The organism is Chromobacterium vaccinii (genome assembly GCF_001855275.1).
Taxonomy (GTDB): domain Bacteria; phylum Pseudomonadota; class Gammaproteobacteria; order Burkholderiales; family Chromobacteriaceae; genus Chromobacterium; species Chromobacterium vaccinii.
Window position 1 is genome coordinate 3,997,480 of sequence record NZ_CP017707.1, and the last position, 22,751, is coordinate 4,020,230.

19 protein-coding genes and 1 rRNA gene are annotated in these 22,751 nt (G+C 66.8%); 13 read left to right on the forward strand and 7 right to left on the reverse strand.

The genetic code is table 11. The features are described from left to right. Positions 1-12: 12 nt before the first annotated feature. Both rrf and BKX93_RS18625 read left to right on the forward strand, forming a co-directional pair. Positions 13-127 (forward strand): 5S ribosomal RNA (rrf, locus tag BKX93_RS18620). A 215-nt stretch (positions 128-342) separates the two neighbouring features. Continuing rightward, complete coding sequence (locus tag BKX93_RS18625) at positions 343-1,290, forward strand: ion channel (protein ID WP_070980838.1); 948 nt, start codon at positions 343-345, stop codon at positions 1,288-1,290. Here BKX93_RS18625 and BKX93_RS18630 read toward each other — a convergent pair. Next, positions 1,265-3,055 carry a sensor histidine kinase gene (locus tag BKX93_RS18630; protein WP_070980840.1) on the reverse strand — a complete coding sequence of 597 codons (1,791 nt, stop codon included), beginning with the start codon at positions 3,053-3,055 and terminating at the stop codon, positions 1,265-1,267. The two genes, BKX93_RS18625 and BKX93_RS18630, sit on opposite strands and share 26 nt — an antisense overlap. A 100-nt stretch (positions 3,056-3,155) precedes the next feature. Further along, positions 3,156-4,499: a CDP-diacylglycerol--serine O-phosphatidyltransferase gene (gene pssA / locus BKX93_RS18635; protein WP_046157527.1), complete on the reverse strand. Its 1,344-nt coding sequence runs from the start codon at positions 4,497-4,499 to the stop codon at positions 3,156-3,158. A 186-nt stretch (positions 4,500-4,685) separates the two neighbouring features. Here pssA and BKX93_RS18640 point away from each other — a divergent pair, with 186 nt between their 5' ends. Both BKX93_RS18640 and parE read left to right on the forward strand, forming a co-directional pair. Beyond that, the gene (locus BKX93_RS18640; RefSeq protein ID WP_031296470.1) at positions 4,686-5,210 is read left to right on the forward strand and encodes an RNA pyrophosphohydrolase; all 525 of its coding nucleotides are present in this window, start codon (positions 4,686-4,688) and stop codon (positions 5,208-5,210) included. Between the two features lie 114 nt (positions 5,211-5,324). Beyond that, positions 5,325-7,292, forward strand: a complete 1,968-nt coding sequence (gene parE, locus BKX93_RS18645) for a DNA topoisomerase IV subunit B (RefSeq protein WP_046157528.1) — start codon at positions 5,325-5,327, stop codon at positions 7,290-7,292. Positions 7,293-7,356: 64 nt separating this feature from the next. Here parE and BKX93_RS18650 read toward each other — a convergent pair whose 3' ends face one another. Beyond that, positions 7,357-8,070, reverse strand: a complete 714-nt coding sequence (locus BKX93_RS18650) for a type 2 periplasmic-binding domain-containing protein (protein ID WP_046157529.1) — start codon at positions 8,068-8,070, stop codon at positions 7,357-7,359. Positions 8,071-8,363: 293 nt separating this feature from the next. On the opposite strand from BKX93_RS18650, the gene BKX93_RS25595 reads away from it, so the two are divergent. Continuing rightward, positions 8,364-8,648, forward strand: a complete 285-nt coding sequence (locus BKX93_RS25595; protein ID WP_222103265.1) for a GNAT family N-acetyltransferase — start codon at positions 8,364-8,366, stop codon at positions 8,646-8,648. A 36-nt stretch (positions 8,649-8,684) separates the two neighbouring features. Here the strand turns inward: BKX93_RS25595 and BKX93_RS18660 are convergent, their stop codons facing one another. Genes BKX93_RS18660 through BKX93_RS18670 form a run of 3 tightly spaced genes read right to left on the reverse strand, consistent with a single transcriptional unit; the run spans position 8,685 to position 10,221 of the window. After that, positions 8,685-8,972 (reverse strand): YciI family protein, encoded by a 288-nt coding sequence (locus BKX93_RS18660; protein ID WP_046157530.1) that lies wholly within the window; start codon positions 8,970-8,972, stop codon positions 8,685-8,687. A gap of 26 nt (positions 8,973-8,998) precedes the next feature. After that, entirely contained in the window at positions 8,999-9,595 is a 597-nt protein-coding gene (locus tag BKX93_RS18665) for a short chain dehydrogenase (RefSeq protein WP_046166850.1), read from the reverse strand. 29 nt (positions 9,596-9,624) lie between these two features. Further along, positions 9,625-10,221, reverse strand: coding sequence for a short chain dehydrogenase (locus BKX93_RS18670; RefSeq protein WP_046157532.1), 597 nt, complete (start codon positions 10,219-10,221; stop codon positions 9,625-9,627). Between the two features lie 104 nt (positions 10,222-10,325). Here BKX93_RS18670 and BKX93_RS18675 point away from each other — a divergent pair, with 104 nt between their 5' ends. The 4 genes from BKX93_RS18675 to BKX93_RS18690 all read left to right on the forward strand — a co-directional run bounded on the left by BKX93_RS18675 (position 10,326) and on the right by BKX93_RS18690 (position 13,236). After that, positions 10,326-11,210: a LysR family transcriptional regulator gene (locus tag BKX93_RS18675; protein WP_070980841.1), complete on the forward strand. Its 885-nt coding sequence runs from the start codon at positions 10,326-10,328 to the stop codon at positions 11,208-11,210. Positions 11,211-11,278: 68 nt separating this feature from the next. Beyond that, positions 11,279-11,836: a chromate transporter gene (locus BKX93_RS18680; protein ID WP_070980843.1), complete on the forward strand. Its 558-nt coding sequence runs from the start codon at positions 11,279-11,281 to the stop codon at positions 11,834-11,836. After that, complete coding sequence (locus BKX93_RS18685; RefSeq protein WP_046166852.1) at positions 11,833-12,348, forward strand: chromate transporter; 516 nt, start codon at positions 11,833-11,835, stop codon at positions 12,346-12,348. The genes BKX93_RS18680 and BKX93_RS18685 overlap by 4 nt, the downstream gene beginning before the upstream one ends. Positions 12,349-12,390: 42 nt before the next feature. Then, a complete protein-coding gene (locus BKX93_RS18690; protein ID WP_046157536.1) occupies positions 12,391-13,236 on the forward strand; it encodes a type 2 periplasmic-binding domain-containing protein in 846 nt (281 codons plus the stop codon). A gap of 18 nt (positions 13,237-13,254) precedes the next feature. On the opposite strand, the gene fumC is transcribed toward BKX93_RS18690, so the two are convergent. After that, positions 13,255-14,640, reverse strand: coding sequence for a class II fumarate hydratase (gene fumC, locus BKX93_RS18695; protein ID WP_070980844.1), 1,386 nt, complete (start codon positions 14,638-14,640; stop codon positions 13,255-13,257). A 149-nt stretch (positions 14,641-14,789) separates the two neighbouring features. Between fumC and acnA the strand changes: the two genes are divergently transcribed. The 4 genes from acnA (at position 14,790) to dacB (ending at position 22,739) form a co-directional block, all read left to right on the forward strand. Continuing rightward, positions 14,790-17,462, forward strand: a complete 2,673-nt coding sequence (gene acnA, locus BKX93_RS18700; RefSeq protein ID WP_070980846.1) for an aconitate hydratase AcnA — start codon at positions 14,790-14,792, stop codon at positions 17,460-17,462. 116 nt (positions 17,463-17,578) lie between these two features. Next, a complete protein-coding gene (hemE, locus tag BKX93_RS18705) occupies positions 17,579-18,646 on the forward strand; it encodes a uroporphyrinogen decarboxylase (protein WP_046157539.1) in 1,068 nt (355 codons plus the stop codon). Positions 18,647-19,152: 506 nt separating this feature from the next. Further along, a complete protein-coding gene (locus tag BKX93_RS18710; protein ID WP_046157540.1) occupies positions 19,153-21,336 on the forward strand; it encodes a primosomal protein N' in 2,184 nt (727 codons plus the stop codon). An 11-nt stretch (positions 21,337-21,347) separates the two neighbouring features. After that, a complete protein-coding gene (dacB, locus tag BKX93_RS18715) occupies positions 21,348-22,739 on the forward strand; it encodes a D-alanyl-D-alanine carboxypeptidase/D-alanyl-D-alanine endopeptidase (protein WP_070980848.1) in 1,392 nt (463 codons plus the stop codon). The last annotated feature ends 12 nt before the right edge of the window (positions 22,740-22,751 follow it).

Here is a 22,751-nt window from a genome sequence, read left to right on the forward strand (position 1 = left end):
TGCCAGTTTATGTCTGGTGGCCTTAGCGAGGTGGTCCCACGCCTTCCCATCCCGAACAGGACCGTGAAACGCCTTAGCGCCGATGATAGTGTGGCATTCGCCATGTGAAAGTAGGACACCGCCAGACGCCCCATAACGAAGCCCAGCTCACACGAGCTGGGCTTTGTGCTTTGTGCCGGTGAAACGCCGCCCTCCATCAGCCCCGACCGGTCCCCGGCGGGGCTTTGGCGTTTCAAGATGGTCTTTGCGGGCACCGCATCCGCTCTAGTCTCTAGCGGCGCGTCGTTGACGCCCGTCGGCATCCCTCACACAATCAGCCATCCGTATCCAAGGACGCAGCAGATGGCCCCTCGCACAAGCAAACCGGCACGGCGAATAGACGCAGGCGGCCGCAGCCTGTTCATTCACAGCCTGCCTCGGCATTCCCTGCACGATCTCTACCATTACTGCATGACCATCAGCTGGCCGCATTTCTATTTGTTTATCGCCGCGTCCTTCATCGCATTGAATCTGTTGTTCGCCGGACTCTATCAATTGCAGTCCGGCGGCATCGCCAACCAGTTTCCGCAAGGTTTTCTCGGCGCCTTCTTTTTTAGCGTCGAGACCCTCGCCACCGTCGGCTACGGCGACATGCATCCGCAGACGCTGTATACCCACTGGGTTTCGATGCTGGAGATCTTCATCGGCATGATGAGCATCGCGCTGATCACCGGCATGACTTTCGCCCGTTTTTCACGGCCCAGGGCGCGCATCGTGTTTACCAATAGCCCGGTGGTGCGGCCCCTGAACGGCGAGCCGGTGCTGATGCTGCGCGCGGCCAATGCCCGCAACAATGTGATCATCGACGCCAGCGCCAGGCTGCGGTTGCTGCAGCATGAGACCACGGCGGAGGGGACGACGTTTCGCAAGCTGTATGACCTGGACCTGGTGCGCGACCAGCATCCGATGTTTGTGCTGGGATGGACGCTGGTGCACAAGATAGACGAGCGTAGCCCCTTGCACCGGCGCGATGCGGCGTCGCTGGCTGCGACCCGCGCGCAATTGATCCTGTCGGTCAATGGCATCGACGAGACCACCATCCAGCCCATGGTGGCCCGGCACACTTTTTCGCATCAGGATATTCGCTGGAATCACGCCTTCGCCGACCTGATCTACACCGACGAGGATGAAAACGACCATGTCGACTACCAGCGCCTGCAGGAGGTGAAACCATTGCCGCACCGCGAGGATGAAACGGAGAGGCGGGGCCCGAGCGAGGCGCGGACTAGCTGGGATTTGCCGGAAAGGTGATGATGAAGGCGGCTCCCTGTCCGGGCTCGCTTTCCAGGCGGATGCGTCCTTTCAGGATGGCCTGGACGATGTTATGGACCAGCGCCAGCCCCAGTCCCATGCCGCCTTGGCCCATCCGGGTGGTGAAGAAGGGGTCGAATACCTTGCTTTGAAGCTCGTGGCCGATGCCCTTGCCGTCGTCGGCGTAGATCAGGGTGAGTTCGTCCTGATCGCGTCCGATGTCGATGCGGATGGCGCCGCCGCCTTTTTCGTCGAAGCCATGGGCCAAGGTGTTGGCCACCAGATGGGAAACCAGCTGTTCCAGCGCGCTGGGATAGTTTTCAATGACCAGGTCGGCGGGAATCCGCAGGTCTATCCGGATGTGGGGATGGTGCTCGGCCGGCAACAGCGTCTCCAGCAGATTGGCCATGACTTTGGCGGGGTGGAAACTGCGTTTGGGCTGGTCCAGCTGGTCGACCGCGATCTGCTTGAACCGGCCGATCAGGTCTCCGGCCTGCTCGCTGTTGCGTTGCAGCAGCTCGCAGGTTTCGCCGGCTTTTTGCAGAAATTCCTGCAAGCCCTTGCGAGATAGACGCTTTTCCGCGTCGTCGGCGGCGATGGCGCCGATGTCGGCGCGCATCTGAGACGAACACAGCAGCACATTGCCTATCGGCGTGTTCAGCTCGTGGGCCATGCCGGCCACCATCCGCGCCAGCGCCGCCTGCTTCTCGGCGATGCTGATCTGCTGCATCGCCGTTTGCAGCTCGGCGCCGCGCGCCGCGACTCTTTCTTCCAGATGGTTGTTCAGCAGCTGCAGCTCCGTTTCGGCCTGCTTGCGAGCGGTGATGTCGGAATAGGTGCCTATCATCCGCAAGGGGCGGCCGTGGATATCGAGGCTGACCACCATGCCGCGCGCCAATAGCCAGATCCATTCATCGCCTCTGCGGAAGCGGTGTTCCGAGACGAAAGAGCCTTCCGGCCGCTGAAGATAGCCCGCCAGCTCGGCCTGGACGGCGGGAAGCTCGTCGGGATGCATGCGGGTCCGCCACAGCTGGAAGCCGGCGATTTCGGCCGGAAAGAGGCCTAGCAGCTGCTGGCAGCGGCTGGAGAGGAAGACGCTTCCCTCGGATAGGTCCCAGTCCCATACGCCGTCGCCGGCGCCTTCCAGCGCGAAGTGCCAGCGCTCCTCGCTCTCGCGCAATGCCTGCAGCGCCTTGCGTTCGCCGGCGCGCAGCCGCTCGAACTCCTGGCGGATCCGCTCCGCCTCGTCGGCGCGCAGCGCGGCGTCTTCTTCCGCGCGCGCCTTGTCGTTGTAGATTTGCCTGAGGTCGCGCTCCACCATCGCGCGGAACTGCGCCAGCAACTGGCGGTAGGTGGCGTTGTAGGGATTTTCCTCGCTGTCGAGCACGCAGATGGTGCCGAACACGTCCTGATTGGGCCAGACCAGGGGCAGGCCCATATAGGAGATCATGCCCAGCTTGATGTCGGGGTTGTGGTCCCAGTCGAGGTCGGACAGGGCGTTGGGGACGATGAGCTCGCCGCGGCGGGCCATCACGGTTTCGCAGTAGAGGCCGGTGCCCAGGTCGGCCAGTTCGTCTTCCTCGTAGGGATTGCCGTCGCTGCGGCTGGACAGGAAGACCTTGATCCGCGGCGGCTGCACCCGCATGATCAGCGCCGCCGGGATGCGCAGCAGCCTGGCCAGCAGGTCCAGCACTTCCTGCCATTTCTCGGCGTAGTCGTGGCCGACGGCGAGATTGGCGGTTTTCACGTCGACGGCGGCGCGCATCGGCCTCTCCACAGTGACTCCGGTTCACCGCTTAATCATAGCCGAGGACGGCAAAAAGCCCCGGCATACGGGGCTGTGGGATGAAAGGGCGCGGCGGCGTTTACAACATCAGGTTCAGCATCCGGTCTATTCGCACCCGGCTTAGCCGGGTGAGCAGCTTCTTGATCTGTTCGGGATAGGCCCGCACGTCTTCCAGCTGGCGGTAATGCGAGAGCGGCGAGGCATGGCGCAGGATGCTTTGCTGTTCTGCATCGCTCTGCCCGCGCAGCGCGCCTTGCGGATCGCGCAGCAGCAGCGCGTTTTCCAGGTCCAGGCGGAAGGCCCGCGGGTTCAGGTTGTTGCCGGTCAGCAGAATGTAGCGGTCGTCGCTCCAGATGCCTTTCAGGTGGTAGGTGTTGTCGCCGTTCTTCCACAGGTGGATGCGCAGCTGTTCCCGGCTCAGGTATTGGCGCTGGCGCTTGGCGAAACGGCGCAGGTTCATTTCGTACAGATAGGGCAGCGCGCCGATCACACGGAACGGCTGTTCCGGCGGAATGTAGAAGTCGTTGGCGGTCTTGTCGCCGACCACGATGTCGATTTCCACGCCGCGGCGCAGCGCGCGGTTGATTTCCAGCACCACGGCCCGCGGGAAATTGAAATAGGGCGTGCAGATGAACAGCCGGCGCTGGGCGCTGGCGATCACGTCCAGAATCGCGCGGTTGAGCCGATTGCCCTTGCCGATGCCGACCACGGGGCTGACCGCCAGATCGTTGGGCGCGGCGACGCGGTCCATGGCGGGGCGGTACTGGCTGTGGGCCAGCTTGTCGCGGAACTGGCGGATTTCCTTGCGTATGCTGCGGGTGGACGGCGTGGGCTTGTCCAGGCGGAACACGGCGGGGTCGTTGAAAAACTGCTCATTCATGAAGCCTGCCATCGCATCGGCCAACTCCGGGCTGCTGACCAGGTGATAGCGGTCGAAGCGGTATTTGTCCAGCTTGTGCAGGTAGACATTGTTCAGGCTGGCGCCGCTATAGAAAACGGTATCGTCGATGACGAAGCCCTTCAAGTGAAGCACGCCGAACAGTTCGCGCGTCTGCACCGGCACGCCGTAGATCGGGATGTCCAGATCGCGGCGCAGCGCCTCTTCCCGATACCAGCTGGCGTTGCAATGGGACTGATCCTCGCCGATGCGGCCGCGCTGCGCGCGGTGCCAGTCCACCATCACCCTCACGTCCAGCTGCGGGCAGCGCTGCTTGGCCTGGTACAGCGCGTCCAGGATTTCCTGGCCGGCCTCTTCGTTTTCCAGGTAGAGCGCGCACAGGTAAACCCGTCGCGTCGCCGCCGCGATGGCCTCCAGCAGACGGAGGCGGAAATCGGCCGTCTGCAGCAGCGTGGTGAAGTCCTCGGGCCGCAGGGGCAGCCAGGTCAGGCGGGACAGTGTGGGTCGGTTCAGCAGGGTTGCCATGAATGCGCAGTGGAATGACGTTCAATCGGCGAATCGTAGCATCGTTTGGGCGGTTTGGGGGAGTGCCCGCCTGGCCATGGTGATATGGGTCAAGCGGCATCGAGGCGGGGACGGAGCCGGCGCGCGTGGCAAGGCGGCCTGAAATGTGCAAAAATTCGGTAACTAACGAATTGCAGGTTTTTTTCCATGCTGGACCGGGACGGATACCGCCCAAACGTCGGAATCATCCTCACCAACGCCAAAAACGAGGTGTTCTGGGGCAAGCGCGTGCGCGAGCATTCCTGGCAGTTCCCGCAAGGCGGCATCAAGCCGGGCGAAAGCCCGGAAGCCGCGATGTACCGCGAACTGCTGGAGGAAGTGGGATTGCTGCCTCAGCACGTGAAGATACTGGGACGCACGCGCGACTGGCTGCGTTACGAGGTGCCGACGAATTGGGTACGCCGCGAATGGCGCGGCAGTTACAAGGGCCAGAAGCAGATCTGGTTCCTGCTCAGGCTGGTGGGGCGGGACAGCGACGTTTGCCTGCGCGCGACCAACCATCCGGAGTTCGATGGCTGGCGCTGGAACGACTACTGGGCGCCGGTGGACGCGGTGATCGAGTTCAAGCACGACGTTTACGAGCGCGCGCTGTCGGAACTGGCGCGCTTTCTGCGCGGAGTGGAGAGCCATCACGCCTACCTGGCGCGCACCTCAACCCAGAGCGAGCAGTGAGCGGCGGGCGACGCTTTTGCAGTACAGCGACGGCGGGCGATGCCCGCTGTCTTCATTTGTGCCACCCGTAGCGGGCGGCGTCGACGTGACGCGCCGACAGGGCAAGACCAGAACATGACTCAACAACAATACGACGAATCCTCGGTACGGGTGCTGAAGGGGCTGGAGCCGGTGAAAGAGCGGCCCGGCATGTACACCCGCACCACCGACCCCACCCATATCTGCCAGGAAGTGATAGACAATGCCGCCGACGAGGCCTTGGGTGGTTTCGCGCGCAAGATCGCGGTCACCGTCCATCAGGATGGCTCGCTCAGCGTGGAGGACGACGGCCGCGGCATTCCGGTGGGCCTGCATCCGCAGGAAGGCGTGCCGGTGGTGGAGCTGGTATTCACCCGTTTGCACGCCGGAGGCAAATTCAACAAGAAGGACGGCGGCGCTTACGCCTTTTCCGGCGGCCTGCACGGCGTCGGCGTGTCGGTGACCAACGCGCTGTCCACCCGGCTGGAAGTCGAGGTGAGGCGCGAGGGCGGCGTGCACCGCCTGGTGTTCTCGGGCGGCGACGTGATCGAGCCCCTGGCCCGCGTCGCCGATTGCGGTCCGCGCACCAGCGGCACCCGGGTGCGGGTATGGCCGGACGGCAAGTATTTCGAGAGCCCGCGCTATTCGATGCAGGAGCTGGAGCGGCTGCTGCGGGCCAAGGCGGTGCTGCTGCCCGGCGTGGCGGTGACGCTGACCGTGGAAAAGCCCAGCGGCGACGAAGTGAAGGCGTGGCAGTATCCGGAGGGCCTGAAGAGCTATCTGGCCGAACTGTGCAACGGCGACGAGCCGGTGGCGCCGCTGTTCGCCGGCGAAGCCTATATCGGCGACGACCATGAGCAGTTCGCCAAGGGCGAGGGCGCGCAATGGGCGATGGCCTGGTTCGAGGACGGCGCCAGCGGCGAAAGCTACGTCAACCTGATCCCGACGCCGGTGGGCGGCACCCACGAGGCCGGCCTGCGCGCCGGCGTCTACGATGCGGTGAAGAGCTTCATCGACCACCACAACCTGCTGCCGCGCGGCGTCAAGCTGATGGCCGAGGACGTATGGAGCCGCGTGCGCTTCGTGCTGTCCGCCCGCGTGCTGGACCCGCAGTTCCAGGGCCAGACCAAGGACAAGCTGACCAGCCGCGACGCGCTGAAGCTGATTTCCGGCTTGGCGCGCGATCCGGTCGAGCTATGGCTGAACCAGCACGTGGAAGCCGGCAAGAAGATCGCCGAGCTGGCCATCCGCCAGGCGCAGAGCCGCCTCAAATCGGTCAAGAAGGTGGAGAAGAAGAAAGGTTCCGGCGTGGCGGTGCTGCCTGGCAAGCTCACCGACTGCGAGAGCGAGGACATCGAGCGCAACGAGCTGTTCCTGGTGGAGGGAGACTCCGCCGGCGGTTCGGCCAAGCTGGCGCGCGACAAGGAATACCAGGCCATCCTGCCGCTGCGCGGCAAGGTGCTGAACAGCTGGGAGACCGACCGCGACCAATTGTTCTCCAATGCCGAAATCCATGACATCTCGGTGGCGATAGGCGTGGACCCGCACGGTCCCAACGACGCGCCCGATCTGTCGGGCCAGCGCTACGGCAAGATCGCCATCCTGTCCGACGCCGACGTCGACGGCTCCCACATCCAGGTGCTGTTGCTGACGCTGTTCTTCCGCCATTTCCCGCGCCTGGTGGAAAACGGCAACATCTACATCGCCCAGCCGCCGCTGTTCCGCGTCGACGTGCCCGGCCAGGGCAAGACCCGGCCGCCGCGTAAACTCTATGCGCTGGATGAGGGCGAGATGACCGCCATTCTGGACCGCCTGCGCAGCGAGGGCGTGCGCGAGAATGTCTGGACCATCTCCCGCTTCAAGGGCCTGGGCGAGATGAATCCGGAGCAGCTGAAAGATACTACGATGAATCCGGACACCCGCCGCCTGGTCAAGGTGCAGGTGCGCCCCGGCATGCTGCAGCAGACGCTGGACATGTTCGTGATGCTGATGGGCAAGGGCGAGGCCTCCAGCCGCCGCGGCTGGATGGAAGCCAAGGGCAACGAGGTGGAAGCCGACATCTGATCCGGCACGGCCCGGATGTTTCCGAACCCCGTTCGCCTGAGAAGACCGACCGGGTTTTTCATCGTCAGTCGTACTGGGCCAGCAGCGTCGCCATCCTGGCGCGGCCCTCGGGAGACTGGCAGGCCGCTTTCAGCCGCGCCAGCGCGGCCGCGTCCTTCGACAGCGGATGGGCGCGCGACACGTACACCGCCATCGGCTCGCGGCTGATCGCCAGCTCCGCCCATCGGTCGGCGGGCGTGGAAATCTCGCGCAGCACGCGGCCGCAGCCCGGGCGCACGCACATCATCGCGTCCAGCCGGCCGATGCGCAGCATGCCCAGGCCCTGGCGCATGTCGCTGACCAGCACCGGCTCCGCGCCGCTTTGGGCGATGAAGGCATCCAGCGTATGGGTGCCGCGCAGAATGCCGACCGGGCGTAGTTTCAGGTCGGCGGCCCGCAGCTCGCGCGCGCCGAGGCGGTAGACCACGGACAGGCGGATGTCGGCGGGGCGGCACAGCTCCAGCCCGAAGGCGTCGCGCTCGGGTGAGGCGGTGATCAGCGCCAGCGCGTCGCGGCCGGCTTTCATATCCTCCACCAGCCGCGGCAGCGGCCGGGTGTCCTGCTTCAGCCGCAGGCCGCCTTGTTCGGCCAGCCAGCGCAGGAAGCGCGGCGTCAGCCCGTCGCCGCTGGCGGCGTCGCCCCAGGGCTCTATCGCCTGGCTGTACGCCGGTATCGGCTCGGCATGGAGAAGGGGCAGGCACAGCAGCAGCGCCAGCCCGCTCCACAGTTTAGGTTTCATCGCGGCATCCCGTGCTTGGCGGCTGATGCAGTATAGGCTGGCCAGGATGCGCGCTTCGCCGCCTCGATGAGGTTACCGCCGCCGGGAGGCCGCTTGTTCTTGAGGAAGAGGCATTCAGATGTCCATCACTATTGACGCGCCCGCGCCTGCCGATCATCCCGGCATGCTCCGGTTGTGGGAGCGCTCGGCGCGCGCCACCCATCATTCTCTCGGCGAGGATGATATCGCCGAAATCCGTTCCGAAGTGATGGCTGCTTTCGAGGCGGCGGCATCCATCGGACCTAGTCCTTCGCGTGGCCAGAAACGAGGAGGGCGAAGTCGCGGGTTTCGCCGGGGCCATGGACGGCAGGCTGGAAATGCTGTTCATCGCCCCCGCCTGCCGCGGCCGCGGATGGGGGCGGGCCTTGCTGGAGCATGCGGTCGACGCGCTGTCGGCATGCAAGGTGGATGTCAACGAGTATAACCCCGAGGCGCTGGCCTTCTATCGGCGCATGGGTTTCGAGGTGCGCGGCCGCTCGGCGCGGGATGGCGCCGGAGGGCCGTTTCCGCTCTTGCATTTGGAAAGGCGTCCGTGTTGAAAGGACGTAGTCTCGGCAGCTGGCCGGGATGCTGTTTCAGGCGAGCAGCGTTTGCAGTTCTTCTCGAGCCGCCTTGATGTCGAAGTCGATGATCTGATACTCGGCGACGTCGTGCTGGAGGTATGAATCCTCCTCCAGTATCGCAAGTAGCGCCGCCTTGGGCATGGACCGCGCCAGGATGACGCCGCCCAAGCCGCTTTGCTTGGGGCCTGCGAACAGGATGTTGCCCGAAGCCAGGTGGCGTTTTACCCATTCTCCGTGGCTTGGGATATGCGTTTCCACTTCGGCGGGTTTGCGGATATAGCTAATGTTGAGCAGATACATGCGTTTTCTCCTTTGCGGTTGGCGATTTACCAGACTTTGAAAACCTGGCCGGTCTCCACCCCCTCTACACTGCGTTGATAGGCGCGGGCGACCCGGGCTGCCGGCACCGGTTCGAAACCCGGGAAGTAGCTTTGCAACGGCTCCCATGATTCCTGCAACACGCTTGGGCAAACCGCGTTGATGCGCAGCCCGGCCGCCAGCTCCACAGCCGCGCCGCGGGCGAAGCCCTCTATCGCGGCGTTGACGGCGCAGGCGTTGCTGCCGTGGCGCAGCGGAATTTCATTGCCCATGCCGCTGGTCAAGGTGATGGAGCCGCCCGCATTGAGAAAGCGCTGCCCTATCAGGGCCAGGTTCACCTGGCCCATCAATTTGCTGTCCAGGCCGATGCGGAATTGCTCGGGCGTCATCTCTGTCAGCGGCCCCAGATGCAGCAGCCCGGCGGCGCTGACGATGGCGTCGACATTGCCTGTGCGTTCGAATAGCGCCCGTATGCTGTCAGGCTGGCTCATGTCGACGCGCAGCTCTCCGCTGTCGCGGCCGGCGGCCAGGACTTGATGGCGGGACAGCGCTTGTCGCACCGCGCGTCCTATGGTTCCGTTCGCGCCGACTAGCAGTATTTTCATATGCGGTTTCTCCTCAGTCATGGCGCGGCTTACCACACCGTCAGCGTCTGGCCGTTGGCGATGCCTTCCACGCTGCGAACGTAGGCCAGCGCGGCGCGCGCGGCCGGCACCGGCTCGAAGCCCGGAAAGTAGGGCGCGTAGCCGTCCCATGATTCCTGCAGCGCGTTGGGGCTGACCACGTTGATGCGGCGGTCGCGGCCCAGCTCCAGCGCGGCGGCGGCGGCGAAGCCTTCCAGCGCGCGGTTGACCGCGGTGGCGTTGGCGCCCTGGCGGATGGGCTGGGCGCTGATGACGCCGCTGGTCAGCGTGATCGAGCCGCCGTCGTTCAGATAGTGCTGGCCGGTCAGCGCCAGGTCGATCTGGCCCAGCAGCTTGTCGTTCAGGCCGATGCGGAAGTCGGCGGCGCTCATCTCGGCCAGCGGGGCGAAGTGCACGTTGCCGGCGGCGCTGACGATGGCGTCCAGCCGGCCGGCCTGTTCGAACATCCGCTGCACGCTGGCGCTGTCGGTGATGTCGACGCGCAGCTCGCCGCTGCTGCGGCCGGCGGTGATGATCTGGTGGTGGGACAAGGCCTGGTGCACGGCGCGGCCCAGCGTGCCGCTGGCGCCTACGAGCAGGATTTTCATCGGGGTTCTCCATTGCTGGTTGCGATGTCTGCAGTGTGCGCGGATTCCCTGGATTGATTAATCCGCTATGATGAACAGGATTGATAACCTGGAGTTTTTAATCGGTGGATCGCCTGCTGAGCATGGAATTATTCGTCGCGGTGGTGGACAAGGGCAGCTTTACCGCGGCGGCCGACGCCCATCGGTTGTCCCAGCCCATGGTCGGCAAGCATATTGCCGCGTTGGAAAAACGGCTGGGCGGCAAGCTGCTGGTGCGCACCACGCGTCGCCAGCAGCTGACCGAGCTGGGCCAGCACTATTATCAGCGCTGCCGCGCCATCCTGGCCGATCTGGCCGCTGCCGATGACGCTGCCGCCTTGCTCAGGGAACAGCCGCGCGGCGTGCTGCGCGTCAATGCCTCGGTGACCTTCGGCACGTTGAGGCTGGCGCCCTTGCTGGCGGAGTTCATGGCGCGCTATCCGGAGATCGGGGTGGAGCTGGAACTGAGCGATCAACTGGTGGATCTGGTGGCAGAAGGCTACGACGCGGTGTTCCGCATTGGCCATCTGGCCGATTCCGGCCTGGTGGCGCGCCGACTTAAGCCGTACCGGATGATGATCGCCGCGTCGCCGGTGTATCTGGCGCGGCGCGGCAGGCCGGAGACGCCGGAGCAACTGGCGGAGCATGATTGCCTGGGCTTCAGCCGCTGGCGGCGCGACGACGGCTGGGACGCGCTGGCCCGGCTGCACGCCGCGCAAATCCCTTCCAGCCGCTTCCAGTGCAATCAGGGCCAGGCCTTGCGCCAGATGGCGCTGGCCGGCGCCGGCATCGTCTTGCAGGCGGAAACGCTGCTGGCCGACGATGTGGCGGCGGAGCGGCTGGTGTCCTTGCTGGACGGCTATCTGCCCGATCCCAAGCCCATGCATCTGATCTACCCGGCCGACCGCCAGCCGCTGCCCAAGCTGCGGGTTTTCATCGATTTCATTGTCGAGCGGCTGGGCGAACTGTGAGGACAGGTGACCGCCCCTGTCAGAATTTCTCGTTTGTATAGTCTTTCGGCGGCGAGTAGTGTCAAGGCATGCATAGCGATCTGATTCTTCCGCGCCGGCGCGAATTGTTCGCCGGCTTCTTCTCCATCGGCGTCAGCGGTTTCGGCGGCGTGCTGCCGCAAGCGCACAGCATGCTGGTGCTGAAGCGGCGCTGGCTGTCGGAGGCCGACTTCGCCGAACAGCTGGGCCTGTGCCAGGTGCTGCCCGGTCCCAATATCGTCAATATGGCGGTGTCGATAGGCGCGCGCTTCCACGGGCCGTCCGGCGCGTTGGCGGCGGTGTGCGGCCTCTTGCTGGCGCCGATGGTCATCGTGCTGTTGCTGGCCTCCGCCTATGGCCGCTATCGCCAGCTGCCGCTGGTGGAGCACGTGATGCACGGCCTGGCCGCGGCGGCGGCCGGCCTGCTGCTGGCGATGGCGCTGCGCCTGCTGTCCAGGCTGGAGCGGCGCCTGTGGAGCGCGCTGGTGGTGGCCGCCACCTTCGCCGCCATCGCGGTGTTCCGCCTGCCACTGCTGTGGGTGCTGCTGGCTTCGGCGCCGCTGGCGTTGGCGCTGGCCTGGTTGGCCAAGGGGAGGGCGGCGACATGATCCTGCTGGTGCTGCTGTGGCATTTCTGCCTGATGTCGCTGCTGGCGGTGGGCGGCGCCAATGTGCTGTTGCCGGAGCTGCAGCGGCTGGTGGTGGCCGAGGGCTGGATGAGCGCCGGCCAGTTCGCCGAGCTGTTCGCCATCGCCCAGGCCGCGCCGGGCCCCAATGTGCTGGTGGTCAGCCTGGTGGGCTGGCATGTGGCCGGCGTCGCCGGCGCGCTGGTCAGCATGCTGGGCATGTGTTTGCCGTCGTCGCTGTTGAGCTTCTACGTTTCCCGCTGGTGGACGGCCAACCAGGGCGGCGAACTGGCCGGGCTGCTGTCGCGCGCGCTGCTGCCGCTGACGGTGGGGCTGGTGGGCGCCAGCGCCTGCCTGCTGCTGCAGGCGGCCAACCGCGACTCGGGCGGCTGGATCTTGAGCGCCGCGGTGGCGCTGCTGGCGTGGAAGCGGAACTGGAACCCGGTGTGGCTGCTGTTGCTGGGCGGCGCGGCCGGAGGCTTGGGCTGGCTGTAAACCGTTGCCATAATGGCCTTAGCGCTTCCGTAAAGGCGAGACATGGCGAAATTGCTGCGGATAGGGATGCTGTGCCTGTGCTGCTTGTGCGCGCGGGCGGAAGGCGTGTCCATCACTTACGCGCTGGTGTCCGGCGACAACGATCCGCATTGGCCGTATATCCAGGCCTTGCTGCAGCTGGCCTGCAGCGAGATGGGGCAGCGCTGCGCGCTGCTGGCCGCGCGCGACATGAACCAGGGCCGGGCGATGGAGCAGATGCAGCGTCCGGACAGCCGCGTGGACCTGTTCTGGGGCATGACCAGCCGCGAGCGCGAGCGCAAGCTGCTGACGGTGCGCATTCCGCTGGACAAGGGCCTGATAGGATGGCGGGTGCCGCTGATCAACGCCGACCGGCCGCAACTGTTCAAGAGCGTCAAGACCTTGCCGCAGCTGGCGGCCTTCCGCGCCGGACAGGGGCAAGACTGGCCGGATACCCAGATCCTGCAGCATGCCGGCCTGCCGGTGCTGACCAGCCCGGACTATCCCAATTTGTTTTCCATGCTGCGCCAGCATCGCTACGACTACTTCCCGCGCAGCGTGATCGAGGTGCGGCAGGAGCTGGAATCGCCCAACAGCAAGGGGCTGATGCTCGACCCGTATCTATTGCTGCACTACCCGACCGCCTTTTATTTCTTCGTTTCGCCGCAGCGGCCGGAATTGGCCCGCATGCTGCAGCAAGGGCTGGAGAAAGGCGTGCGCGACGGCAGCTTCGATCAACTGTTCAAGGCGTTCAACGGCGACCATCTGCGCGAGCTCAAGCTGTCCGGCCGCGCCATCATCGAATTGCCCAATCCGCTGTTGCCGGAAGCCACGCCGCTGGCGCGGCGCGAGCTGTGGTTCCACCCCTGAGCGTTCTCCAGGCCGGCGTCACACCATGTCTTCAGGCCTGACCCAGGCGTCGAACTGCTCGGCGCTCAGATGGCCCAGCGCCAGCGCGGCCTCGCGCAGCGTGGTGCCGTGGCGGTGGGCGTGCTTGGCGATGGCGGCCGCCTTGTCGTAGCCGATGTGCGGATTCAGCGCGGTGACCAGCATCAGCGAGCGTTCCATCAGCTCGGCGATGCGTTCGCGGTTGGCCTCCATGCCGTCCACGCAGTGCTCGCGCAGGCTGTCCATGCCGTCGGCCAGCAGCCGCGCGCTTTGCAGGAAATTGTGCGCGATCAGCGGCTTGAACACATTGAGCTCGAAGTTGCCGGACGCCGCGCCTATCGCCAGCGCCGCGTCGTTGCCCAGCACCTGGCAGCACAGCATGGTCATCGCCTCGCACTGGGTCGGGTTGACCTTGCCGGGCATGATGGAGCTGCCCGGCTCGTTTTCCGGCAGCGTCAGCTCGCCCAGGCCGCTGCGCGGGCCGGAGCCCAGCCAGCGGATGTCGTTGGCGATCTTCATCAGCGCGGCGGCCAGCGTTTTCAGCGCGCCGTGGGCGAACACGAGCGGCTCGTGGCCGGCCAGCGCGGCGAACTTGTTGTCGGCGCTCTGGAACGGCAGGCCGGATTGCTCGGCCAACCGGGCCGCCACCGCGCCGCCGAAGCGCGGATCGGTGTTGAGGCCGGTGCCGACCGCGGTGCCGCCGACCGCCAGCTGGCACAGCATCGGCTGCGCCGCGTGGACCGCCTGCTCGGCCAGCGTCAGTTGTGCCTCCCAGCCGGACATCTCTTGGCCCAGCGTTAGCGGCGTGGCGTCCTGCAGATGGGTGCGGCCGATCTTGACGATGTCGGCGAAGTCCTTGGCCTTGGCCTCCAGCGCGCGCCGCAGCAGGCCCAGCGACGGCAGCAGCCGCTCGGCCAACTGGGTCGCGGCGGCGACGTGCATCGCGGTAGGGAAGATGTCGTTGGACGACTGGCCGCGGTTGACGTCGTCGTTGGGATGGACCAGCCGGTCGGGGCCGCGCTTGCCGCCCAAGAGCTCCGACGCGCGGTTGGCCAGCACCTCGTTCATATTCATATTGCTCTGGGTGCCGGAGCCGGTCTGCCACACCGACAGCGGAAATTCGCCGTCGTGGCGGCCGGCCAGCACCTCGTCGGCGGCGCCGACGATGGCGGCGGCCTTGGCGTCGTCGAGCTTGCCCAGCTCGCGGTTGGCCTCGGCGCAGGCGCGCTTGACCCGGGCCAGCGCCTGGATCAGTTCCGGCGGCATCTTCTCGCTGGAGATATGGAAATGCGCGAGCGAGCGCTGGGTTTGCGCGCCCCACAGCGCGTCGGCGGGAACGTCGATCGGACCGAAGCTGTCGGTCTCGCTGCGTACGGCTTTCGTCATGCCATCATCCTTTCCTGGTCGAACTTGCGCCGGCGGAGCCGGTCCTAATCTATCCTGATGCAAGATGTCAGACCCTGGCGGCGGATGCGTTTTGGTCCGCCCTTCGCGGCCCCGCCGGCCTGCGTGGCCGGCGCTCACCGGAGTGCACCATGTCCCTGCTTGCCCAAGATAGTCTGCGAGATTTCCAATTGGCGTCCGGCCACAGCGTCAGCTTCCATTCGTTGCCGGCGCTGGCCGAGCTCGGCATCGGCGATGTCGGCCGGCTGCCGGTGTCGCTGCGCATCGTGCTGGAGTCGCTGCTGCGCAAGCTGGATGGACAGCGTATTACCGAAGCGCATGTGCGGCAACTGGCCGGCTGGCAGCCCAGGGCCGAGCGCAGCGAGGAGATTCCCTTCGTCGTCGCCCGCATCGTGCTGCAGGACTTCACCGGCGTGCCATTGTTGTGCGACCTGGCTGCGATGCGCGGCGTCGCAGCCCGCTTCGGCAAGCCGCCGTCGGCGGTGGAGCCGCTGGTGCCGGTGGATCTGGTGGTGGACCACTCGGTGCAGGTCGACCATTTTCGAGAGGCGGGCGCGCTGGATCTGAACATGAAGCTGGAGTTCCAGCGCAACGCCGAGCGCTACCGCTTCATCAAATGGGGCATGCAGGCTTTCGACACCTTCAAGGTGGTGCCGCCGGGCATCGGCATCGTCCACCAGGTGAACCTGGAATACCTGGCGCGCGGCGTGCTGCGCGACGGCGACGTCTACCACCCGGACTCGCTGGTTGGCACCGACTCCCACACCACGATGATCAACGCGCTGGGCGTGGTGGGCTGGGGCGTGGGCGGCATCGAGGCCGAGGCCGGCATGCTGGGCCAGCCGGTGTATTTCCTGACGCCGGACGTGGTGGGCGTGAACCTGAAGGGCCGGCTCGCCGCCGGCGTCACCGCCACCGACCTGGTGCTGGCGGTGACCGAACTGCTGCGGAAGGCCCATGTGGTGGGCAAGTTCGTCGAGTTCTTCGGCGCGGGCGCGGCGTCGCTGACGCTGCCGGACCGCGCGACGCTGGCCAATATGGCGCCGGAGTACGGCGCGACCATGGGCTTCTTCCCGCCGGACGAGCGCGCCGCCGACTACCTGGCCGCCACCGGCCGCAGCGCCGAGGAGGTGGACGCCTTCCGCCGCTACTTCCTGGCGCAGCGGTTGTTCGGCATGCCGGAGGAAGGCGACATCGATTACAGCGAAACGCTGACGCTGGACCTGGCGTCCATCGTGCCCAGCGTCGCCGGCCCGCGCCGGCCGCAGGACCGCATCGCTTTGACGGAGCTGAAGCCGCGCTTCGGCGAATTGCTGCAGAAGCCGGCCTCCGCCGGCGGCTACGGCAAGACGCCGGGCGGCGCGGCCGCCGAAGGCCTGAAGCATGGTTCGGTGCTGATCGCGGCGATCACCTCTTGCACCAACACCTCCAACCCCGGCGTGATGCTGGCCGCGGGCCTTCTGGCGCAGAAGGCGGCCGCGCGCGGGCTGAAGGTGGCGCCGCGCATCAAGACCTCGCTGGCGCCGGGTTCGCGGGTGGTCACCGACTACCTGTCCAAGGCCGGCCTGTTGCCGCCGCTGGAGCAACTGGGCTTCCGCGTGGTGGCCTACGGCTGCACCACCTGTATCGGCAACTCCGGCCCGCTGGAGCCGGCGCTGGAGTCGGAGATCATGGGTAAGGACCTGATCTGCGCGTCGGTGCTGTCCGGCAACCGCAATTTCGAGGCGCGCATCCATCCGGCGATCAAGGCCAACTTTCTGATGAGCCCGCCGCTGGTGGTGGCCTTCGCCATCGCCGGCCGCGTGGACATCGACCTGGAGCGCGAGCCGCTGGGCGAGGGCGCGGATGGCCAGCCGGTGTTCCTGCGCGATGTCTGGCCCAGTCAGGACGAGGTGGGCGCGGCGCTGGCGCAGACCGCCGATCCGGAAACCTACCGCCGGCTGTACCGCGATCTGGCCGACGCCAACCCGTTGTGGGCCGGCATCGCGGCGGCCGCCGGCGAGATCTATGGCTGGGAACCGTCCAGCTATATCGCCGGGCCGCCGTTCTTCGCCGATTTCGCGATGGCGCCGGCCGCGCCCAAGCCGGTGCGCGGCGCGCGGGCGCTGGCCATCTTCGGCGACTCGGTCACCACCGACCACATCAGCCCGGCGGGATCCATCAAGCCGTCGTCGCCGGCGGGGCTTTATCTGCAGGAACGGGGCATCAAACCGGTCGATTTCAACAGCTACGGCTCGCGCCGCGGCCATCATGAGGTGATGATGCGCGGCACCTTCGCCAATGTCCGCATCCGCAACCTGATGCTGCCGCCGGACGTGGACGGCCGGCCGGTGGAGGGCGGGCTGACGCTGCGCCAGCCGGGCGGCGAGCGCTTGTCGATCTACGACGCGGCGATGGCCTACCAAGCCGAGGGCACGCCTACCGTGATCTTCGCCGGCGAGGAATACGGCACCGGCTCCAGCCGCGACTGGGCGGCCAAGGGCACGCGGCTCCTGGGCGTGCGCGCGGTGATCGCCAGGAGCTTCGAGCGGATACACCGCTCCAACCTGGTGGGCATGGGCGTGCTGCCCTTGCAGTTCCAGGGCGACGACAGCGCCGCCGGACTCTCCGGCGACGAAACCTTCGATCTGGAGGGGCTGGACGGCGAGTTGAAGCCGCGGCAGGAGGCGACGCTGGTGATCCGCGGACCGGGCGGCATGGAGCGGCGCCTGGCGCTGACGCTGCGCATCGACACGCCGGTGGAGGTCGATTACTACCGTCACGGCGGCATCCTGCCCTATGTGCTGAGGCAGATATTGTCCTGACCGCGCTTGGAAGGATGAGAGGACGGCCTGGTTTTCCGGCCGTTTTCATTTGTCCGCGCCGGCGGCAGGGTCGGCTGGGATATAATGCCCGCTGATTTCCATAGCCGCGTGATGCCATGACCCAGCTGAAAAACGATACCTTCCTGCGGGCCCTGCTGAAGGAGCCGGTCGAATACACTCCTATCTGGATGATGCGCCAGGCCGGCCGCTACCTGCCGGAATACCGCGCCACCCGCGCCCGCGCCGGCAGTTTCATGGGCCTGTGCACCAGCCCCGACTACGCCACCGAGGTGACGCTGCAGCCGCTGGACCGTTTTCCGCTGGACGCGGCCATCCTGTTCTCCGACATCCTGACCGTGCCGGACGCGATGGGCCTGGGCCTGTATTTCGCCGAAGGCGAGGGGCCGAAGTTCCAGCGCCCGCTGCGCGACGAGGCGGCCATCCGCGCGCTGGCGCCGGCCGACATGGGCAAGCTGCGGTATGTGTTCGACGCGGTGGCCAGCATCCGCAAGGCGCTGGACGGCCGCGTGCCGCTGATCGGCTTCTCCGGCAGCCCGTTCACGCTGGCCTGCTACATGGTGGAGGGCGGCGGCTCCGACGACTTCCGCCACGTCAAGGCGATGCTGTACAGCCGCCCGGAACTGCTGCACCACATTCTGGAGGCGAACACCCAGTCGGTGATCGCCTACCTGAACGCCCAAATCGACGCCGGCGCGCAGGCGGTGCAGATTTTCGACACCTGGGGCGGCGCGCTCAGCCATGCCGCCTATCGCGAATTCTCCCTCGCTTACATGCAGCGCATCGTCGCCGGCCTCAAGCGCGAGGCCGACGGCCGCAAGGTGCCGGTGATCGTGTTCACCAAGGGCGGCGGCCAGTGGCTGGAAGACATCGCCGCCATCGGCGCCGATTGCGTGGGCCTGGACTGGACCACCGACATCGGCCAGGCGCGCGCGCGCGTCGGCGCCAAGGTGGCGCTGCAAGGCAACTTCGACCCCAACGCGCTGTTCGCCGAGCCGGCGGCCATCGAGCGCGAAGTGGCGCGCATCCTGGCCAGCTATGGCCAGGGCAGCGGCCACGTGTTCAATCTGGGCCACGGCATCTCGCAATTCGCCGATCCTGCCCACGCCGGCGCGCTGGTGGACGCGGTGCATCGGCTGTCGCGCGGCTATCACGGCGCGGCCTGACGCGCCGAAACGGGGCGGGCGGAAAACGCGCCGCCCCATGTCGGTGCGTTGTGACTGCCGCTTTGAGCGAAGCTGATTAAAAGACGCTGTTTTTTTAAGAATTTATTAATTTTCCCAGGAGAGGCCGCGTGGCCGAAGCCGGGGGTATTCAGCCGCTTGCCATCGTTCCTGTTGCATAAATTCACTCGTTGACAATATTGCTGCCTGGCTACGGGAAGATGCGGGTTGACAGCGGACGCGGCTGGTGTTCTTCGAGTTATGCACACTGCCTAGACCCTGGGTCAAACCTTGTCAAGCGCGGCGGGTAAAAAAAATTAATATTCGTAAGTTGTTGAAATAAAAGAGATTTTACGTTTGATTAATTTTTGTGCAATCTAGTGGAAACACTGATTTCACGGCTTTTTGCCCGATATCACCATGGTTGTTCACAAAGTTATCCACAAGATCTGTGCACAGCGGATGCAAAGCCTTGTCGCAGCAGGGTTTGCATCTAGCGGGGGGCAATCATGAACGGGCCGGTCCGGATTCAGGTCGCGGTGGATGTGCCGCTGGCGGGAACGTTCAGCTACCTGACTGAATCGCCTGTCATGCCAGGCGCCCGAGTCAGCGTATCCTTCGGCAATCGCCGGGTGTGTGGCGTGGTGGTCACGCCGATACCGGGGGAGGGTGTGCCCGAGCTCGACGCCGCCAGATTGCGGAGCATCGACGGCGTGTTGGATGGCCTGCCGCCGCTGCCGGAAGAATTTCTCGCGCTGGCGCGCTTCGCGTCCGATTATTACCACCATCCTTTGGGCCAGACGCTGTTCACCGCGCTGCCCACCGGCTTGCGCGAGCCGCGCGACGTCACCAAGCCTGACCGCAGGCCGTTCGTCCTGACCGACGCCGGCCTGGGAGAGGCGCCGCCGGCGCGGCAGCGCGCGCGGCTGGCCTTGTGGCAGGCGCTGCAGGATGGCCCGCTGGACCTGGCCGCCGCCAAGGCTGTGACGCCTCAGGCCGGCAAGCTGCTGGCCGACTGGGTGGCCGAAGGCAAGGCCGGACGCGCGACGCAGGAGCCGCCGCCGCTGCGGCTGGGCGACGCGCCGGCGCTGAACGGCGAACAGCAGGCGGCGCTGGACGCGCTGTCGGCGAGCGAGGGCTTCCAGCCCTGGCTGCTGCATGGCGTCACCGGCAGCGGCAAGACCGAGGTCTATCTGCGCCTGATCGCCGAGCAGCTGGCGGCGCGGCGGCAGACGCTGGTGCTGGTGCCGGAAATCAATCTGACGCCGCAACTGATCAATCGCTTCGCCGATCGCTTCCCCGGCAGCCGCATCGTGGTGCAGCACAGCCACCTGGCCGACGGCGAGCGCATGCACGGTTGGCTAAACGCCTGGCACGGCGACGCCGACGTGGTGATCGGCACCCGGCTGTCGGTGTTCACGCCGCTGCCGCGGCTGGGCCTGATCGTGGTCGACGAAGAGCACGACGGCTCGTTCAAGCAGCAGGACGGCCTGCGCTACCACGCCCGCGACCTGGCGGTGTGGCGCGCGCGCCGCGCCGGCATCGCCATCCTGCTGGGATCGGCCACGCCCAGCCTGGAGACGGTGGCCAATGTCGAGGCCGGCCGCTACAAGAAGCTGGCGCTGACCCGGCGCGCCCACGGCGCGGCCAGGCTGCCCGACGTGCGGCTGGTGGACACCCGCCGCAAGAAGCTGGTCGAGGGCCTGTCCGAAGCGGTGCTGGACGCGCTGAAGACCAGGCTCTCGCGCAAGGAGATGAGCCTGGTGTTCATCAACCGCCGCGGCTTCGCGCCGGTGGTCGCCTGCACCGCCTGCGGCTGGACCAGCGGCTGCCCGCATTGCTCGGCCAAATTGGTGGTGCACCTGATGGAGCGCAAGCTGCGCTGCCACCACTGCGGCTGGGAGGAACCGGTGCCGCGCGCCTGCCCGGACTGCGGCGATCCGGACATCAAGCCGCTGGGCGAGGGCACGCAGCGGCTGGAGTCGGCGCTGCAGCGCATGCTGCCGGAGGCGAGGGTGCTGCGGATAGACCGCGACACCACCAGCCGCAAGGATGCCTGGGACGAGGTCTACCGCAAGGTGCACGGCGGCGAGGTGGACATCCTGGTCGGGACCCAGATGCTGGCCAAGGGCCATGATTTCGGCACCTTGTCGCTGGTGGCGGCGCTGGGCGCGGACGGCGGTCTGTACTCGGCGGATTTCCGCGCGTCCGAGCGCCTGTTCGCCCAGCTGATGCAGGTGGCCGGCCGCGCCGGCCGCGCCGACGCGCCAGGCGAAGTGCTGGTGCAGACGCAGTGGCCGGATCATCCGCTGTACCAGGCGCTGGTGGCCCACGATTTCGACGGCTACGCGGCCACATTGCTGAACGAGCGCCGCCAGGCCGGCTTCCCGCCGTCCACCTTCCAGGCGCTGCTGCGCGCCGACAGCCCGGCGCTGGCCCAGGCCACCGCCTTCCTGCGCCAGGCGCGCGAGGCGCTGGAGCCGCTGGCGGAGGGCGTGCTGATTTCCGGGCCGGCGCCGGCGCTGATGGCCAGGCTGGCGCAGCGCGAGCGCGCTCAGCTGGTGCTGGAGTCGCCGCAGCGCGGCGCGCTGCATCGGCTGCTGCATCAATTGCCGCCGTTGCTGGATGGCCTGGCCAAAGCCCACGGCCGCGCGCTGCGCTGGTCGCTGGACGTGGATCCGCAGGAATTATGAGAGGAAACGATATGGCAATCGCGAAGTTGCCGGCCTTGTTGGCGCTGGCCTGCGCGCCGGCGCTGGCGCTGGATCTGCATGGCCTGAAACCGGACGAGATCGCGGTATGGGCGGCGCCGGTGGAGGGCGGCGAGCCGCTGGCCAGCCACCGGGCCGACGAGCCGGTCAACCCGGCCTCGACCATGAAGCTGCTGACCGGCTGGGCGGCGCTGAACCGGCTGGGGCCGGACTACCGCTGGAAGACGGCGCTGCTGTCGGCCGCGCCGGTGGAGGGCGACGCGCTGAAGGGCGACCTGTACTGGCTGGGCGGCGGCGATCCGCGCTTCGACAACGGCGATCTGCTGAGCCTGCTGTACAGCCTGAGACTGCGGGGCATCCGCCAGCTGGACGGGCAGCTGCTGCTGGACAAGCGCGCCTTCGGCAATATCGGCGGCGCCGAGGATTTCGACGGCGACGCCGGCCGCGCCTTCGTCGTCGGCCCCGACACCCATCTGACCAACCTGAAAGTGGCTTGGCTGACCTTCTTCAACGACGGGCAGGGCGCGCGCGTCGCGCTGGACCCGCCGCTGGCCGGCGTAGAGCTCAGCGCATCGCTGAAGCCGGGGCCGGATGAGGCCTGCGCCGATGTGCGCCGCTTCGTTTCCATCGAGAACGACGGCCGCCGCGTGAGCGTCGCCGGCAGCCTGCCGCCGGCCTGCGACGGGCAGCGCGCCTACGTCAACGTGCTGGGCCACGACGCGTTCGCCGGCCAGGATTTCGCCGCGCTGTGGGCGGCGCTGGGCGGCAGCGGTCCGCTGCGGGTGGCGCGCGGCAGGGCGCCGGACGGCGCGCGCGAGCTGGCTTCCTGGCAGTCGCAACCTCTGGCGGTGGCGCTGTCCGACATCAACAAGTACAGCAACAACACCATGGCGCGCACGCTGTTCCTGACGCTGGGGCGCGAGGCCGGCGGCGAAGACACCGCGGCGGCGGCCGAACGCGCGCTGCGCGAGGAGCTGAGCCATCGCGGCATCGCCGACATCGGCGCGCTGCGGCTGGAGAACGGCTCCGGCCTGTCGCGGCGCGAGCGGGTGACCGCCCGCTTGCTGGGCGAGGTGCTGCTGGACGCCGCGCGCGGCCCGTACGCCGGCGAATTCATCGCCAGCCTGCCGATCGCCGCCACCGACGGCACGCTGAAGAAGCGCTTCGCCGATCTGGGGCCGCGGCTGCGGATGAAGACCGGCACGCTGAACGACGTCAAGGCGCTGGCCGGCTACTGGCAGGCGGCCGACGGCAGGCGGCTGGCCATCGTCGCCATCGTCAACGGCCCGCGGGCGATGGAGTCCGGCAAGGCGCTGGACGCGGTGGTGGCCGATCTGGCGCGCGGCTTCAATACCGAAACGATGCGATCCAGCGCAAGGCGCTGAGCCGCGAACCCG